Raw genomic sequence first — 16,449 nt, forward strand, 5'->3', positions numbered from 1 at the left:
GTGGAAGAAGTGGGTCACGGCATCGCCTTGCGGGCGGTCGCGAACCTCGGCCGGTTGTTGAGGTCCGGGTGGTCGGCCGCGTCGGCCCAGCCCCGCTCCTCGGTGAAGATCCACGGCACCAGGCCGCCCTGGGTGTCGGCGTGCTCGATGACGACGACGCCGCCGGGACGGAGCAGCCGGTGGGCGGTGCGCTCGATGCCGCGGATCAGGTCGAGGCCGTCCTCGCCGGAGAACAGCGCCATGTCCGGGTCGTAGTCGCGGGCCTCGGGAGCCACGTACTCCCACTCGGTGAGCGGGATGTACGGCGGGTTGGAGACGACGAGGTCGACCTGGCCGTCGAGGTCGGGGAAGGCGTCGAGGGCGTCGCCCTGGCGCAGGTCGACCCTGGACCCCTCGACGTTCTTGCGCGTCCACTTCAGGGCGTCCTCGGACAGCTCCACGGCGTGGACACGCGAGCGCGGGACTTCCTGGGCGAGAGCGAGCGCGATGGCGCCGGAGCCGGTGCACAGGTCGACGATGAGCGGCTCGACGACGTCCATCGCGCGCACGGCGTCTATGGCCCAGCCGACGACCGACTCGGTCTCCGGGCGCGGCACGAAGACACCGGGTCCGACCTGGAGCTCCAGGTAGCGGAAGTAGGCGCGGCCGGTGATGTGCTGGAGCGGCTCGCGGGCCTCGCGGCGCGCGGTCACCTCCCAGTACCGGGCGTCGAAGTCCGCGTCCTTGACGGTGTGCAGCTCGCCCCGCTTGACGCCGTGCACGAACGCGGCGAGCTCCTCCGCGTCGTTGCGCGGCGAGGGCACGCCGGCGTCGGCCAGCCGCTGGGTGGCCTGGGCCACTTCCGCGAGCAGCAGGTTCACGCTGGTCCTCCGGGCTGAGCTGTGGACGTACGGGCGTACAGAAGGCTTACGCGGCGGCGAGCTTGGCGGCCGAGTCCGCGTCGACGCACGCCTGGATCATGGCGTCGAGGTCGCCGTCGAGCACCTGGTCCAAGTTGTACGCCTTGAAGCCGACGCGGTGGTCCGAGATGCGGTTCTCCGGGAAGTTGTACGTACGGATCTTCTCGGAGCGGTCGACGGTGCGGACCTGGCTGCGACGGGCGTCGGCCGCTTCGGCCTCGGCCTTCTCCTGCGCCGCTGCGAGGAGCCTGGAGCGCAGGATACGCATCGCCTGCTCCTTGTTCTGCAGCTGGCTCTTCTCGTTCTGGCAGGACGCGACGACTCCGGTGGGAATGTGCGTGATGCGCACGGCGGAGTCGGTCGTGTTGACGGACTGGCCGCCGGGGCCCGAGGAGCGGTACACGTCGATACGGAGATCGTTCATGTTGATCTCGACGTCGACCTCCTCGGCCTCGGGCGTGACGAGCACGCCGGCGGCGGAGGTGTGGATGCGGCCCTGCGACTCGGTCGCGGGCACGCGCTGCACGCGGTGCACGCCGCCCTCGTACTTGAGGCGGGCCCACACGCCCTGGCCGGGCTCGGTCGCGCCGTTGCCGCCCTTGGTCTTCACGGCGACCTGGACGTCCTTGTAGCCGCCCAGCTCGGACTCGGTGGCGTCGATGATCTCGGTCTTCCAGCCGACGCGCTCCGCGTACCGCAGGTACATGCGCAGCAGGTCGCCGGCGAACAGGGCGGACTCGTCGCCGCCCGCGCCGGCCTTGATCTCGAGGATCACGTCCTTGTCGTCGGACGGGTCGCGGGGCACCAGGAGAAGCCGCAGCTTCTCGGTGATCTCCTCGCGCGCCTTCTCGAGTTCCTTGACCTCGGCGGCGAAGTCGGGGTCGTCGGCGGCGAACTCCTTCGCCGTCTCGATGTCCTCCCCGTTCTGCTTCCAGGAGCGGTACGTCGCGACGATCGGGGTCAGCTCGGCGTAGCGCTTGTTCAGCTTGCGCGCGTTGGCCTGGTCGGCATGGACCGACGGGTCAGCGAGCTTCTTCTCCAGATCGGCGTGCTCACCGATCAGGTCCTCGACGGCCTCGAACATCTCCGGCTCCTGGTCTTACGGGTGTGGAAAAGGGGCTGCACCGCAAAGCGCCGGTCCCGGTGCCCCCGTGTGACCAGGGGCACCGAAGACCGGCGCTGAAGCCTCGCTACTTGTTGGCAGCGGCAGCCTTGCCGAAGCGGGCCTCGAAGCGGGCCACGCGGCCACCGGTGTCGAGGATCTTCTGCTTGCCCGTGTAGAACGGGTGGCACTCGGAGCAGACCTCGGCACGGACAGTGCCGGACGAGATGGTGCTACGGGTGGTGAACGACGCGCCACAGGTGCAGCTGACCTGCGTCTCGACGTACTCGGGGTGGATGTCGCGCTTCAAGGTGTCTCCTAGTTTCGGGAGGGCGCCGGGTCGCAACCGCGGGATACGGGAGCGTGAACCGGAGCCGACGTACCAGTCTGCCAGGACTGGCCGTATCCCCCAAAACCGGGGTCGGGCCGGAACTATTCCCGGCGGGTGTCGGGGCCGGTCCGGGGCTAGTGGACGACGCCCTCGGCGGTGCCGGTCGCGGTGCCCTTCGTCGCGGTCTTCGGGACCGCCCTGTCGGCCTTCAGCGCCTTCCAGACCGCGTCGGACTTGGTCTGGTCGACCAGGACGCGGTTGGCGTCGTTCGGGTCGTACTGCACCGGCATCGTGACCATGTTCATGTCGTTGGAGCCGATGCCCTTGAGCCCGTTCGCGAACGAGGTGAGGTCGGTGACCGAGGCGAGGTCCGAGTCCGTCGTCACCGACTTGGTGGCCGTGTTCGCCAGGTTGTACAGCTTCTTCGGGCTGGTGAAGACGCCGACGTCCTTGATCTGGTCCATCAGGGCCTTCATGAACGCCTGCTGAAGCTGGATGCGGCCGAGGTCGCTGCCGTCGCCGACGCCGTGCCGGGTGCGGACGAGGCCGAGCGCCTGCTCGCCGTCGAGCTTGTGGGTGCCGGCGTCGAGGTCCAGATGGCTGTCGGGGTCCTTGATCGCCTTGCTGGTGGTGACCTCGACGCCGCCGAGGTCGTCGATCAGCTCCTGGAAGCCGCTGAAGTCGACCTCGACGTAGTGGTCCATGCGGATGCCGCTCATGGACTCGACGGTCTTGACCGCGCAGGCCGCGCCCCCGGTGGAGTACGCGGAGTTGAACATGACGTCGTTCGCCGCGGGGTACTCCGTGCCGTTCTTGTCGGTGCACGACGGCCGGTCTATGAGCGTGTCCCTGGGTATGGAGACGATGCTCGCCTTCTTGTGGCCCTTGTAGATGTGGACCACCATCGCGGTGTCGGAGCGGGCCGAGCCCTCGTCCGTGCCGCCGCCGACCTTCTTGTTGTTGCCGGCGCGGCTGTCGGAGCCGAGCACCAGGATGTCCTGCGAGCCGTTGTCGACGTTCTCGGGACGGTCCGTGCCCAGGGCCGCGTTGATGTCGACGCTCTTGATGTTGCCGTTGAGCTTGAAGTAGACGTACCCGAGGCCCGTGCCGCCGAGGACGACGACGCCCGCGGCGCTCCACGCCACGATGCGCAGCGCCTTGCCGCGCCCGTCCCGCGGCTTGCGGCGGCGGCCCTTGGCGCGGTGGCGCCCGGGCTTGCTGTCACTGTCCGGCATGTGCTCCTCGCAGGTTCGTTCTGATCGCCATGAAGCGTTGCACAGCAGCCTGTGCCCGCAGCGGAGCGCACCGGACACGGAACGTAACGGGACCAAGGTCCCGTACCCCTCCCACCTGCGCTTTTGGCCTCATGAGCCGCATGCTTCACAGAGGCCGCGAATTCTTATACATGTGGTGAAGGTCTCGGGGGACCGAGTGCCCACGAACGCGCACGGCAAAGGGCTGAGCCCCGTCGCATCCCTGCGACGGGGCTCAGCCCTTACGAGAAACCCGCGGCGAAGCGTCAGTCGTTGCCGTTGCCCGGCGTCGGCGTCGTCTTCTGGATCTGGAGCAGGAACTCGCCGTTCGACTTCGTCTGCTTCATCTTGTCGAGCAGCAGCTCGATCGCCTGCTGCTGGTCGAGCGCGTGCAGCACGCGACGCAGCTTCCAGGTGACGGCGAGCTCGTCGCTGCCGAGCAGGATCTCTTCCTTACGGGTACCGGACGCGTCGACGTCCACCGCCGGGAAGATGCGCTTGTCGGCGAGCTTGCGGTCGAGCTTGAGCTCCATGTTGCCGGTGCCCTTGAACTCCTCGAAGATCACCTCGTCCATGCGGGACCCGGTGTCGACGAGCGCGGTGGCGAGGATGGTCAGCGAGCCGCCGTCCTCGATGTTGCGCGCGGCGCCGAAGAAGCGCTTCGGGGGGTACAGGGCGGTCGAGTCGACACCACCGGACAGGATGCGGCCGGAGGCCGGCGCCGCCAGGTTGTAGGCGCGGCCCAGACGCGTGATGGAGTCGAGCAGCACGACGACGTCGTGGCCCAGCTCGACCAGGCGCTTCGCACGCTCGATGGCGAGCTCGGCGACCGTGGTGTGGTCCTCGGCCGGACGGTCGAAGGTCGAGGAGATGACCTCGCCCTTGACCGACCGCTGCATGTCGGTGACCTCTTCCGGACGCTCGTCGACCAGGACGACCATCAGGTGGCACTCGGGGTTGTTGTGCGTGATCGCGTTGGCGACCGCCTGCATGATCATGGTCTTGCCGGTCTTCGGCGGGGCCACGATCAGACCGCGCTGGCCCTTACCGATCGGCGACACGAGGTCGATGATGCGGGTGGTGAGCACGCCCGGGTCCGTCTCCAGGCGGAGGCGGTCCTGCGGGTACAGCGGCGTCAGCTTGTTGAACTCCGGGCGTCCGCGGCCGGATTCGGCCGCCATGCCGTTCGCCGAGTCGAGGCGGACGAGCGCGTTGAACTTCTCGCGGCGCTCGCCTTCCTTCGGCTGACGCACGGCACCGGTGACGTGGTCGCCCTTGCGCAGGCCGTTCTTGCGGACCTGGGCGAGGGAGACGTAGACGTCGTTGGGGCCCGGGAGGTAGCCCGACGTACGGATGAAGGCGTAGTTGTCGAGGATGTCGAGGATGCCCGCGACGGGGATCAGGACGTCGTCGTCGGAGACCTGCGGCTCGTTGCCGAAGCCGCCCTCGTCACGCCCGCGGCGCCCGCGGCGGTCGCGGTAACGGCCCCGACGGCCGCGCCGGCCGCCCTCGAAGTCGTCGTCGTCCTGCGGACCGTTGTTGCGGTCGCGGTCACGGTCCTGGCGACCACCGCCGCCCTGGCCCTGCTGGCGGTCCTGACGGTCCTGGCGGCCGCCCTGGTCCTTGTTGCCCTGGCCCTGGCCCTGGTCGTCGCCCTTGCCGCCGCGGCGGTCACGGTCGCGGCCCCCGCGGTCACGCCGGTCACGGCGCTCACGACGGCCGTCGTTGCTGTTCTCCTGGCCGCCGTCGCCCTTGTTCTCGGCGCCCTGGGCGTCCTGCTTCGACTCGGACTTGGCCTCGGCCGTGACGGTCTCCGGGCTGCCCGCGTCGGCGGTGGCACGGCGGCGACGACGCTCACCGGCCGGCTGCTCGTCCCCGGCGCCCTGGCCGGGGATCTCGATCTGCTGCTGCGCGGTGGCCTTGGCCTCCGCCTTCTCCGCCTTGGCGTCCGCCTTCTTCGCGGGCGCGGCGTCGACGACGGCCTCGTCACCCGTACGGGCCTTCGAGGTGGCCCGGCGCTTCGGCTTCGCCTCGGCGGCGTCGGCGCTCTTCGCGGGGGCACCGCCGCCCGCCTGCGCCTCCTTGATGACCTCGATCAGCTGGCTCTTGCGCATCCGCGCAGTGCCCCTGATGCCGAGGCCCGATGCGACCTGCTGCAGCTCGGCCAGCACCATGCCGTCGAGGCCGGTACCGCGGCGCCGCCGGGAGCCCGAAGCACCGGCGGCCGGCGCAGCAGAGTCCGTGGACGCGGCGGGCGCGGCAGCAGAGCTGTCGGCAGTCACGCCCATCAGATCGGTGGTGTCGCTCACGAAGGGTCCTTCCCTGGAGCGGACGTCGGCCTGTCTGGCTCGGCGACCGGTCGTGCTGTCCGGCGGTGGTCCTGCCTGTACGGACCGTGCCGGGGCGGTTGTCCGCCGAAGAGGCGGAAGAATTCATTGGTGGCAGCGATTCCGGATTCCACGGGTGCACGGGATTTCTGTGTCACGCGGCTCGGTCACGCCGGTTCCGGAGCATGCTCGACAACATTCAGCGCCGCGTCTCGGCATACGAGGACGATGCACGGAATTGCTGGGGAGGCTCCCGGAAGAATGGTTGTCCCGGACGGGGACACACAGCACCTCGCCATGGTGGGGTCGGGTGCAGACTTGAGGTTAACACTACCGGATCCAACAAACATTCCCCCTCTCTCAATCCGGCAACCGGATGCTTTTGATCAGACGGCTTGGGAGCCGAGCGGCAGGACGCTCGCTCCGTCGACGTCGAGGGCCAGGCGATTGGCCGCCCATCCCTCTCCGGCCAGCCGGGCGACCTTGTCGGCCGCTCCGTCCTCCACCAGGGCGATGACCGTCGGCCCCGCCCCGGAGATCATCGCGGGCACCCCGTCGGCCCGCAGCCGCTCCACCAGTGCGGCGCTCTCCGGCATCGCGGGAGCGCGGTACTCCTGGTGGAGACGGTCCTCGGTGGCCGGGAGCAGCAGCTCGGGGCGCCTGGTCAGCGCCTCGACGAGCAGGGCCGCCCGGCCCGCGTTGGCCGCTGCGTCCACATGGGGGACGGTGCGCGGCAGCAGTCCTCGCGCCATTTCGGTGAGGACGGGCTTTCCGGGGACGAAGACCACCGGAACGACGGAACGCGCGGCCTCCAGGCGGACGGCACGTCCCGCGCCGGCCTCCATCCACGCGATGGTGAAACCGCCGAGCAGACACGGCGCGACGTTGTCGGGGTGGCCCTCGATCTCGGTGGCGAGTTCGAGGAGCGCGGCGTCGTCGAGCCGGGAGTCGCCGCCTATGGTCACGGCGCGCGCGGCGACGACGGCGGCGACGATGGCGGCGGAGGAGGAGCCCAGGCCACGGCCGTGCGGGATCCGGTTGGCGCACACGATCTCGAGGCCACGCGGCTGCCCGCCGAGCAGGTCGAAGGCGGTGCGCAGGGAACGTACGAGAAGGTGCGACTCGTCGCGCGGCAGGGTCTCGGAGCCCTCACCCGCGATGTCGATGTTCAGCCCGGAGTCGGCGACCCTGACGACGACGTCGTCGTAGAGCCCCAGCGACAGGCCGAGGCTGTCGAAGCCCGGGCCGAGGTTGGCGCTGGTGGCGGGGACGCGCACCCTGACGGCGGCGGCGCGGAACGCGGGACCGGCCATCGCTCGATGACTCTCCTTGAGCTGCGGGATGTTTCGAGAACTTCCGAAGACTGACGACAGACTGATGACGGTCGAGACTTTCGAGGCTTTCGAGAACTTCCGAGACTTCCGATGTCTTGTGATGCGTACGTCGACACCCGGGCCACGATCGTCGGAAACACGGCGGAAATTCGCCGGAGAACGACGGAACGGCGGCGGCACCGCGGCATATGCGGCGGGCGGGTTCGGTACAGCCTATCGAAGGAAGGTTCTGTGGCGACATAGGGCGCACAGGAGGCGCACGATGCGTGTCGTAAGCCCCCTGTGCACCCCCTGTACGGATACGCCCAGTTGACGGGGTATCAGTCGCGGCGCGGAACCGGGATCAGGCGAGACCGAGGCGCTCGGCGGCCGCGGCGGCGTCGACCGGGACGGTGACGGGCTGCGGGGCGCCGGCGACGGCCCAGTCGGGGTCCTTGAGGCCGTTGCCCGTGACGGTGCAGACGATCTTCTGGCCCTTGTCGACCTTGCCCTGCTCGGCGGCCTTCAGCAGACCGGCCACCGAAGCGGCGGACGCGGGCTCGACGAAGACACCCTCCTGGGACGCCAACAGCTTGTAGGCGCGCAGGATCTCACGGTCCGTCACCTCGTCGATGAACCCGCCGGACTCGTCGCGCGCGGCCTCGGCCTGCTGCCACGACGCCGGGTTCCCGATGCGGATTGCGGTCGCGATCGTCGACGGGTCCTTGACGACCTCGCCGCGCACGATCGGCGCGGAACCGGAGGCCTGGAAACCCCACATGCGCGGAGTGTGCGTCGACACGCTGTCGGCGGCGTACTCCTTGTAGCCCTTCCAGTAGGCCGTGATGTTGCCGGCGTTGCCGACGGGCAGCACGTGGATGTCGGGCGCGTCGCCGAGGGCGTCCACGATCTCGAACGAGGCCGTCTTCTGGCCCTCGATACGGAACGGGTTGACGGAGTTGACCAGCGCCACCGGGTAGTTCTCGGAGAGGCCGCGCGCCAGGTTCAGGCAGTCGTCGAAGTTGCCGTCGACCTGGAGGATCTTCGAGCCGTAGACGAGCGCCTGGCCCATCTTGCCGAGCGCGATCTTGCCGCGCGGCACGAGCACCGCGCAGACCATGCCGGCGCGCACGGCGTAGGCCGCGGCGGACGCCGACGTGTTGCCGGTGGAGGCGCAGATGACGGCCTGCGCGCCCTCCTCCTTGGCCTTGGTGATGGCCATGGTCATGCCGCGGTCCTTGAAGGAGCCGGTGGGGTTGGCGCCCTCCACCTTCAGGTGGACCTCGCAGCCCAGGCGCTCGGAGAGGACCTGCGCGGGCACGAGCGGCGTGCCGCCCTCGCGCAGCGTCACGACCGGCGTGGTGCCCGTCACCGGGAGCCGGTCCCGGTACTCCTCGATGATGCCGCGCCACTGGTGGGTCATTCCGGTCATCCCTGCTACTCCCCTTCAACACGCATGATGCTGGCGACACCGCGCACGGTGTCGAGCTGACGCAGCGCGTCCACGGTCCCGGTGAGGGCCGCGTCCGCCGCGCGGTGGGTGACGACGACGAGGGAGGCCTCGCCGTCCTTCCCCGACTGCCGCACGGTGTCGATGGAGACCCCGTGCTCGGCGAAGACCGTCGCGACCTGGGCGAGAACACCCGGCTTGTCGGCCACGTCGAGGCTGATGTGGTACCGCGTCACGACGTCGCCCATCGGGGAGACGGGCAGCTGCGTGTACGCGGAATCGCCGGGTCCCGTCGCGCCGTTGAGGCGGTTGCGGCAGACGGCGACGAGGTCGCCGAGAACGGCGGACGCGGTCGGCGAGCCGCCGGCACCGGGTCCGTAGAACATCAACTGACCCGCGGCCTCGGCCTCGACGAACACGGCGTTGTACGCGCCGCGGACGGAGGCCAGCGGGTGGTCGAGCGGGATCATCGCGGGGTGCACGCGCGCCGTGACGGAACCTCCGTCGGCGGCGCGCTCGCAGATCGCGAGGAGCTTGATGGTGCAGCCCATCTCCTTCGCGGACGCGAAGTCGGCGGCGGTGACCTCGCTCATGCCCTCGCGGTACACGTCGTCGAGGCGGACCCGGGTGTGGAAGGCGATCCCGGCGAGGATGGCGGCCTTGGCGGCGGCGTCGAAGCCCTCGACGTCGGCGGTCGGGTCGGCTTCGGCGTACCCGAGGGCGGTGGCCTCGTCGAGCGCTTCCTGGTAGCCGGCGCCGGTCGAGTCCATCTTGTCGAGGATGAAGTTCGTCGTGCCGTTGACGATGCCGAGCACACGGTTGACCTTGTCGCCCGCGAGGGACTCCCGCAGGGGGCGTACGAGCGGGATCGCGCCGGCCACGGCGGCTTCGTAGTACAGGTCGCGGCCGTGCTCCTCGGCGGCGGCGTGCAGGGCCTCGCCGTCCTGGGCGACGAGCGCCTTGTTGGCCGAGACGACGGAGGCGCCGTGCTCGAAGGCAGTGGTGATGAGGGTGCGCGCGGGCTCGATCCCTCCGATGACTTCGACGATCACGTCGATGTCGCCGCGTTTCACGAGGGCGGTCGCGTCGGTGGTGACCAGGTCCGGGTCGATGCCCTCACGGACCTTGGACGGGCGCCGGACGGCCACCCCCGCGAGCTCGACGGGGGCGCCGATCCGGGCGGCGAGGTCGTCGGCGTGCGTCGTCATGATGCGCGCCACCTCTGAGCCGACAACCCCACAGCCCAGCAGCGCCACCTTCAGCGGACGCGTACGCATCATCCGACCTCGTTTCCCTCTGCTACTTCTCTGCTACGAGTCTTACGTGTCCACGGTTCTCACCTGTCCACGGTGGAACCAGTCTCACCCACCGGACCGGGGATTCCGCCCCGGGTCCGGATGGTGAGACGTAGATTTCATTTATCCGACGTCGAGGCGCAGGAGATCTTCCTCCGTCTCACGCCGGACGATCACCCGGGCCTCGCCGTCGCGCACGGCGACGACGGGCGGGCGAAGCGCGTGGTTGTAATTGCTGGCCATGGAGCGGCAGTACGCGCCGGTGGCCGGTACGGCGATGAGGTCGCCCGGGGCGACGTCCGCGGGCAGGAACGCGTCCTTGACCACGATGTCGCCGCTCTCGCAGTGCTTGCCGACGACGCGGACCAGCATGGGCTCGGCGTCGGAGCGGCGCGAGACGAGGGCGACGGTGTACTCGGCGTCGTACAGGGCGGTCCGAATGTTGTCGGACATGCCGCCGTCGACGGAGACGTACGTCCGCAGGCTCTCCAGCGGCTTGACGGTGCCGACGGTGTAGAGCGTGAAGGCGGTCGGGCCGACGATGGCGCGCCCCGGCTCGACGGAGATCCGGGGGGTCCGCAGCTTCGCGGCCTCGCACTCCCTCGTGACGATCTCGCTCAGCGCCTTGGCGATCTCGTGCGGCTCACGGGGGTCGTCGTCGCTGGTGTACGCGATACCGAGACCACCGCCGAGGTCGATCTCGGGAAGCTCGATGCCGTGCTCGTCGCGCACCTCGGCGAGCAGTCCGACGACGCGGCGTGCGGCGACCTCGAAGCCCGCCATGTCGAAGATCTGCGACCCGATGTGCGAGTGGATCCCGATGAGCTCGATCCCGTCGAGCTTGAGGGCGCGCCGCACGGCTTCGGCGGCCTGCCCGCCCGCGAGGGCGATGCCGAACTTCTGGTCCTCGTGCGCGGTGGCGATGAACTCGTGGGTGTGGGCCTCGACGCCGACGGTCACCCGGATCTGCACGCGCTGGCGCTTGCCGAGCCGCTCGGCGATGTGGGCGACGCGCACGATCTCCTGGAAGGAGTCGAGCACGATCCGGCCGACGCCGGCCTCGATGGCCCGCTCGATCTCGTCCTCGGTCTTGTTGTTGCCGTGGAAGGCGATGCGGTCGGCGGGCATGCCGGCGGAGAGGGCGGTGGCGAGTTCCCCACCGGAACAGACATCCAGGTTGAGCCCTTCCTCGTGCAGCCACCGCACGACGGCGCGGCTCAGGAAGGCCTTGCCGGCGTAGAAGACGTCGGCGTCGGGCCCGAAGGCATCGCGCCAGGCGGCGCAGCGGGCACGGAAGTCGGCCTCGTCCAGGAAGTAGGCCGGGGTGCCGAACTCCTCGGCCAGGCGGGCGACTTCGATGCCGCCGACGGTGACGGTGCCGTCGGCCGCGCGGGCCACCGTCTGCGACCACACCTTCGGGTCGAGGGTGTTGAGGTCGGCGGGCGGCGCGCTGTAGTGACCCTCCGGCAGGACGTCTGCGTGGCGGGGACCTGCGGGGTGTGCGGAACGGCTCATGACTGCGGTGGGCTCTCTTCTTCTGCGTTCTACAGATATTCCGGGGCGTCGATGCCGAGCAGGGTCAGGCCGCCTGCGAGCACCGTCCCGGTGGCTTCGGCGAGCGCGAGCCGGGCGCGGTGGGCGGCCGAGGGTTTCTCCTCGCCCAGGGGCAGCACCGTCGGGTGCAGGTCGGTGAGGAAGAGGTCCGCGACGTCGACCAGGTGCCGGGCGAGCCGGTCCGGGGCGCGGTGGCGGGCCGCGGCGAGCAGGATCCGGGGGTGGTCGCCGAGCGCCGCCGCGAGGGCTTCGCCGCCGGGTACGACGCCGGGGGCGCCGGTGAAGCCGAGGTCCGCGGCGTTGCGGGTGAGGGCGCGGCTGCGGGCGTGGGCGTAGCGGACGCGGAAGAGGGGGTTCGAGGCGCGCTGGGCGAGGTGCGCGGCGCGGTCCTCGGGGGTGGCGGTGCGGGGGTGATCGTGCGGGGCGGGGTGGAGCATCGCCCAGCGGGCGGCGTCCGGGCCGAGGAGCTCGACGAGGTTCTGCGGGCGGGCCGGTACGGGGCGGAAGGTGACGTCGGCCGGGTGCTCGGCGTACGTGACGCGCACGTCGGCGCCCTGGTCGCGGCCGATCCGGGCGAGGGCCTCGGCGACGGTGGCGGCGCGCAGCTCGTGCGGGACGCACAGGTCGATGCGGTGGCCGCGGAGCGAGTCGTGGCTGTCCGGGTCGGGGCCCGGGCCTGCCGTACCACTGCTCAAGGTGAGATTGAGGAAACCGGGCCCGGTGACGTCGACGGAGGCGATGCCGGGGGCTTCGACGAGGCGCCTCGACAAAATCTCGGCGACCTGGCGCGGGGGGCGGCCGGCGGGGCCCGCGAGCTGCAACGCGACGTTCGTGGCGTAGTCGCCGTGGCCGCCGGGGCGGGGCCGCTCGACGACGATCCGCGCGGTCCCGGCCGCGACACCGTCGGCCACGGCCGCACCGAGCTCACCGTCGTCGACCGCGCGGCGGACGGCGCGCAGGACGGTGCGGGAGAGCTCGGCGGGGGTCACGGGACCAGCGTATGGGAGGAGGGGGGTGGGTAGGCGAGCCGGTTTAGCGGATGGTCCGCGATACGGACGGGGCGCCCGGCTCGTACGGAGCCTGTCAGCCGCTGGTGCGCCCGGCCCGCTCAGCGCGCTCGGCGTCCTGGGCTGCGTCCTCGGCAACGGCCTGCGCACGCCCGCGCTCGCTCAACTGCCGTACGACCCGCACCAGTTCGTTCGGCTCGAAGGGCTTGGCCAGGAAGGCGTCGACCCCTACATCCAGCCCGTTCTCCACCTCGTACTGGGTGCATGCGCTCACCACGACGATCGGCAGTCCGCTGGTGCGCTCGTCCCCGCGCAGCCAGGCGGCGGTGCGCAGGCCGTCGAGGCGCGGCATCACGACGTCCAGGGTGACCACGTCGGGCCTGACCTCGTGCACCACGTCCAGGCATTCGGCACCATCGGCCGCGGTCACGACCTCGAAGCCCTCCAGCTCGAGATTGACCCTGATCAGCTGCCGGATGACCTTGTTGTCGTCCACGACAAGGACCCGGCCGGACGCGCCTGGCACAACTCGAGAGTAGGTCGGCACCGGCCACCGCGTCCGGGTTTTCCCCACTTCCGCCCCGTACAGGGGACGTCGACCCCACTCCCCTCCTTCTCCCGCTCCCCCGAAATACCTGTTCATGAGGACCCCGGGTGAGCTGGTAGGGTTCTACCCGTCGCCACGCACCACGTGGCCACGCCCCCGTAGCTCAGGGGATAGAGCAACGGCCTCCGGAGCCGTGTGCGCAGGTTCGAATCCTGCCGGGGGCACTCGCCAAGGATCAGCAAGTATCAAGCGCTGACCAGGGCGGATGCCTATGACAGAGGGCGGGAGTCAGTCTCACTGACTCCCGCCCTCTCTCGTTGTCTATCGGTGGTCGCGACACACCTCCGACACACCCCCTCGACGACTACCGCGGAGCCCTCCCTCCTCGCCGGAGGGATGGTGGCCCAGCAATAGGCCGTCACCAACGGGGCGATGGCGAGCCATCCCGATGTCGAGGCAGGCCCGGGGCGCCGAGATGGGATGCAGTCCGCCAGCCCCGCGCCCGTAGCGTTCGCCTCAGCTCGCCGACCACCAGACCGTCACATGCCGACGGGCGGCCGTAGATCAGCGAGACACCAAGATCGCTTCGCTGATCTACGGCCGCCCGAAAAGTGCCATCGCTCCGAGCCACATCATCATGCACGCCGTGAACGCGCCTCCACTCTTGAATACGGCATCCACGGAGGTCGGACCCGAGATACCGACCAGAATTCCGGCAACAAGACCAACCACGAGGGAGAGCGCGAATCCCAGCATGAGTAGCAGGATCTGAGTAGAACCGAGTCTCATCGGTCCAGCCCCTTCTGACAGGTGGTTGAACCGCTTGCACACGGCAGGCTCAGTTCAACCACAGAAGTGATGGTTGAAACCGAGACCCTGCCGGTAGTCAGAGCTCAGCAGCGGATCTTCGAGATCCGCGACTTACGCGCAGGCCAGAGGCCCGATTGAGATGGGCACCCAACGAAAGATGCCGAACTTGTGGGTGAAGTGAATGAGGCGGAGCGTCTGCGCTACGCGAATGCGATCTAGCGTCCGCCCGAGCCGACCCCTACCGATGATCGACGTGATGCGGAGCCCGTACGCAAGGCGTCCTTCGCAATGCTCGTCCTGGTTAACCGACTCCCGGTCGATTCCTCCAGGTAGGTCCTGGCTGTTCAGGCACCTGGCCTGTAACCCTCCAGATAGGAAACGAAGGAAGCCCCTCCTAGGAGCTATCCCTGTTCGTTAGCAACATACCACTCCGGGGACGCATTTGGCCCGCAGGTCGCAACTGCCTCTCACAGCTAATGCCGATGGAGGCCCGGCAGGCTGCCGGGCCTCCATCGGCATGCATCACGAACTGTGACCCTGCCCTGAGCTCTCTTCGCCCAACGCCTTCAAGATCTTGGCGTTCGCAGCTTCCTCGTGACCATCGATACATCCGTGATAGCGACGGTGAATTACTTCCGGCGAGTTGCCGACCCTACGGGCCACTTCAGCAATGGGTACGCCCGCGTTCAGCCACGTGGTGATGCATGCGTGGCGCAGGTCGTAAGGGCGACCCGCCAACGGTGTGCCGACGCGATCGGCAGGTAGCGCATACTCGCGCGCCTCCTCCCACACTCGCCAGTACGTGGACGAACCAACCACTTCCCCGCGCTCGTTACCGAACATGCGCCCTTCTCCGGCAGTCCCGAACTCCTTCACGTGTGCCTGAAGAACAGCAACGAGGAGCGGTGGGATAGGGACCGCGATCGGCGGAAGTATCGCGCGCCTTCAGGCCCCGGCGGTCGTGCCGCTCGCCAGAATCAGTCCACTGCTTGCCCGAGACGGGGCGGGTCTCCCGGAGCGTCAGCGTGCCCCATCCCTTTCTCCGGCAGATGGCAGTCCGACAACCGGAGCCCGACCGCTTCCGCAGGCCGAAGCCCCGCGTAGTAGAGGACCGCGTAGAACGCCACCAGCCGCCGCCCACGGCAGCGATCCCACGAACCGACACAGGAGACAGCCGTAAGAGCTCGTAACGCGATCTTGAGTGAGTGTGCTGGTCGGGCGTGTCCGGTGTGATGATCTGGACGTTGATGGCCGTGTGAATACTCGGCCGTGGATCGTGGACGATGACCTGTGGGAGCTGATCGAGCCGCTGCTCCCGCCCTGGCCTGAGCGGTCACCGGGGCCGAAACCGGTGGACTACCGGCTCTGCTTGCAGGGGATCCTGTACGTCCTCCACCAGGACATCGCCTGGCAACTCCTGCCTCTGGAGCTGGGGTTCGGCTCGGGGCAGACTTGCTGGCGCCGCCTGGACCGCCGGCAGCAGGCGGGTGTCTTCGACCGGCTGCACCGAATCCTCCTCGCGGAACTGAACGCGGCCGGCGAACTTGACTGGTCCCGCGCATGCGTGGACGGCTCCCACGTCCGCGCGAACAAGGGGGAGCCGCGACCGGTCCGTCGCCGGTCGACCGGCGCAAGACGGGCAGCAAACACCACCTGATCTGCGACGGAAAGGGCACCCCGCTACACGTCCACACCACCGCCGCGAACGTCAACGACATCAAGCACAGACCCTCGTGCTGGTCGACGGCATCCCGCCAGTGGCCGGACGGCCCGGCCGTCCCCGCCGACGCCCCGACAGCGTGCTCGGCGACAAGGCCTACGACGCGAAAGCTATCCGCCGTGAACTGCGCAAACGCCGGATCTTGCCCGTGATCTCCCGCAAGGGCTCCTCGGACATCAAGGGCCTGGGCAAGCTCCGCTACGTCGTGGAGCAAACGTTCGCCCTGCTCCACCAGTTCAACGCCTCGCCGTCCGCTGGGAGCGACGACTCGAACTGCACGACGCCTTTCTCGCATTGGCCTGCAGCCTCATCTGCTTCAGGCGGCTGAAGAAGGCTGGATCGAAGGACCGCCCTACAGGGTTATGAGAACGCCGTGCCTCCTGATACAGGGGGCGCCGCGCGACACCGTCGGATGAGCTCGGCCGTGGAGACGCCGACGGTGTACCGCACAAGGCGCAGCTTCCCCGCGTCGGCCACCGGATCGAAGACTTCTGTGAGCGCGTCAGCCGTGAGGTCGTCCCCGTGCACGACCACGTCGATGCCGTGCCGGTCCAGGAACTCGTTCGTGACACGGTAGGGCGCGTTCGGAAGAACCACGTCGACGTACCGGCATGCCTCGATCACCACCACCCGCTCCGCCAGCGTCATGATGGGCTTGCGCTTGTACTTGGCCACGTCCTCGTCGGAGAGCACTCCAACGATCAGCCGTTCCCCGAAAGCTCGCGGGCCCTGAGCAGGGCGACGTGCCCCGGATGAAACAGGTCCCCGGCCATGTCGACGTAAACGTTCCCGCACTCAGTCACGCCTGTGGCCCCTCTCGACGGCTCCAAGCCGACCAAGA

The 16,449-nt window shown here is 69.2% G+C and carries 12 protein-coding genes, 1 tRNA gene and 2 pseudogenes; 2 read left to right on the forward strand and 13 right to left on the reverse strand.

Annotated features, from left to right (window positions below):
• Nucleotides 1-14 precede the first annotated feature (14 nt).
• The 11 genes from prmC to AB0L37_RS36360 all read right to left on the reverse strand — a co-directional run bounded on the left by prmC (nucleotide 15) and on the right by AB0L37_RS36360 (nucleotide 13,105).
• A complete protein-coding gene (gene prmC, locus AB0L37_RS36310; protein WP_365515695.1) occupies nucleotides 15-860 on the reverse strand; it encodes a peptide chain release factor N(5)-glutamine methyltransferase in 846 nt (281 codons plus the stop codon).
• 46 nt (nucleotides 861-906) lie between these two features.
• Nucleotides 907-1,983 (reverse strand): peptide chain release factor 1, encoded by a 1,077-nt coding sequence (prfA, locus tag AB0L37_RS36315; protein WP_365515698.1) that lies wholly within the window; start codon nucleotides 1,981-1,983, stop codon nucleotides 907-909.
• Nucleotides 1,984-2,089: 106 nt separating this feature from the next.
• Nucleotides 2,090-2,311, reverse strand: coding sequence for a 50S ribosomal protein L31 (rpmE, locus tag AB0L37_RS36320; protein ID WP_100595864.1), 222 nt, complete (start codon nucleotides 2,309-2,311; stop codon nucleotides 2,090-2,092).
• Between the two features lie 155 nt (nucleotides 2,312-2,466).
• Nucleotides 2,467-3,567: an LCP family protein gene (locus AB0L37_RS36325; protein ID WP_365515701.1), complete on the reverse strand. Its 1,101-nt coding sequence runs from the start codon at nucleotides 3,565-3,567 to the stop codon at nucleotides 2,467-2,469.
• A 284-nt stretch (nucleotides 3,568-3,851) separates the two neighbouring features.
• Nucleotides 3,852-5,894 carry a transcription termination factor Rho gene (rho, locus tag AB0L37_RS36330; RefSeq protein ID WP_365515705.1) on the reverse strand — a complete coding sequence of 681 codons (2,043 nt, stop codon included), beginning with the start codon at nucleotides 5,892-5,894 and terminating at the stop codon, nucleotides 3,852-3,854.
• 404 nt (nucleotides 5,895-6,298) lie between these two features.
• Entirely contained in the window at nucleotides 6,299-7,225 is a 927-nt protein-coding gene (thrB, locus tag AB0L37_RS36335; protein ID WP_365515709.1) for a homoserine kinase, read from the reverse strand.
• Between the two features lie 364 nt (nucleotides 7,226-7,589).
• Nucleotides 7,590-8,648, reverse strand: coding sequence for a threonine synthase (thrC, locus tag AB0L37_RS36340; RefSeq protein WP_365515779.1), 1,059 nt, complete (start codon nucleotides 8,646-8,648; stop codon nucleotides 7,590-7,592).
• Between the two features lie 14 nt (nucleotides 8,649-8,662).
• A complete protein-coding gene (locus AB0L37_RS36345; protein WP_365515782.1) occupies nucleotides 8,663-9,952 on the reverse strand; it encodes a homoserine dehydrogenase in 1,290 nt (429 codons plus the stop codon).
• 141 nt (nucleotides 9,953-10,093) lie between these two features.
• The gene (gene lysA / locus AB0L37_RS36350) at nucleotides 10,094-11,485 is read right to left on the reverse strand and encodes a diaminopimelate decarboxylase (protein WP_365515712.1); all 1,392 of its coding nucleotides are present in this window, start codon (nucleotides 11,483-11,485) and stop codon (nucleotides 10,094-10,096) included.
• A 29-nt stretch (nucleotides 11,486-11,514) separates the two neighbouring features.
• Nucleotides 11,515-12,513 carry an ArgS-related anticodon-binding protein NrtL gene (nrtL, locus tag AB0L37_RS36355; protein ID WP_365515714.1) on the reverse strand — a complete coding sequence of 333 codons (999 nt, stop codon included), beginning with the start codon at nucleotides 12,511-12,513 and terminating at the stop codon, nucleotides 11,515-11,517.
• 94 nt (nucleotides 12,514-12,607) lie between these two features.
• Nucleotides 12,608-13,105 (reverse strand): response regulator, encoded by a 498-nt coding sequence (locus AB0L37_RS36360; RefSeq protein WP_365515717.1) that lies wholly within the window; start codon nucleotides 13,103-13,105, stop codon nucleotides 12,608-12,610.
• 125 nt (nucleotides 13,106-13,230) lie between these two features.
• Between AB0L37_RS36360 and AB0L37_RS36365 the strand changes: the two genes are divergently transcribed.
• Nucleotides 13,231-13,302 (forward strand) — tRNA-Arg (locus AB0L37_RS36365).
• A 1,108-nt stretch (nucleotides 13,303-14,410) separates the two neighbouring features.
• On the opposite strand, the pseudogene AB0L37_RS36370 reads toward AB0L37_RS36365, so the two are convergent.
• Nucleotides 14,411-15,069, reverse strand: a pseudogene (locus AB0L37_RS36370) (tyrosine-type recombinase/integrase); the annotation flags it as partial.
• A gap of 74 nt (nucleotides 15,070-15,143) precedes the next feature.
• Between AB0L37_RS36370 and AB0L37_RS36375 the strand changes: the two are divergent.
• Nucleotides 15,144-15,974: pseudogene (locus tag AB0L37_RS36375) on the forward strand (IS5 family transposase).
• On the opposite strand, the gene AB0L37_RS36380 reads toward AB0L37_RS36375, so the two are convergent.
• Entirely contained in the window at nucleotides 15,969-16,403 is a 435-nt protein-coding gene (locus tag AB0L37_RS36380; protein WP_365515720.1) for a hypothetical protein, read from the reverse strand. The pseudogene AB0L37_RS36375 and the gene AB0L37_RS36380 sit on opposite strands and share 6 nt — an antisense overlap.
• Nucleotides 16,404-16,449: the final 46 nt, after the last annotated feature.

The sequence above is a fragment of the Streptomyces sp. NPDC052225 genome, assembly GCF_040679615.1.
Taxonomy (GTDB): domain Bacteria; phylum Actinomycetota; class Actinomycetes; order Streptomycetales; family Streptomycetaceae; genus Streptomyces.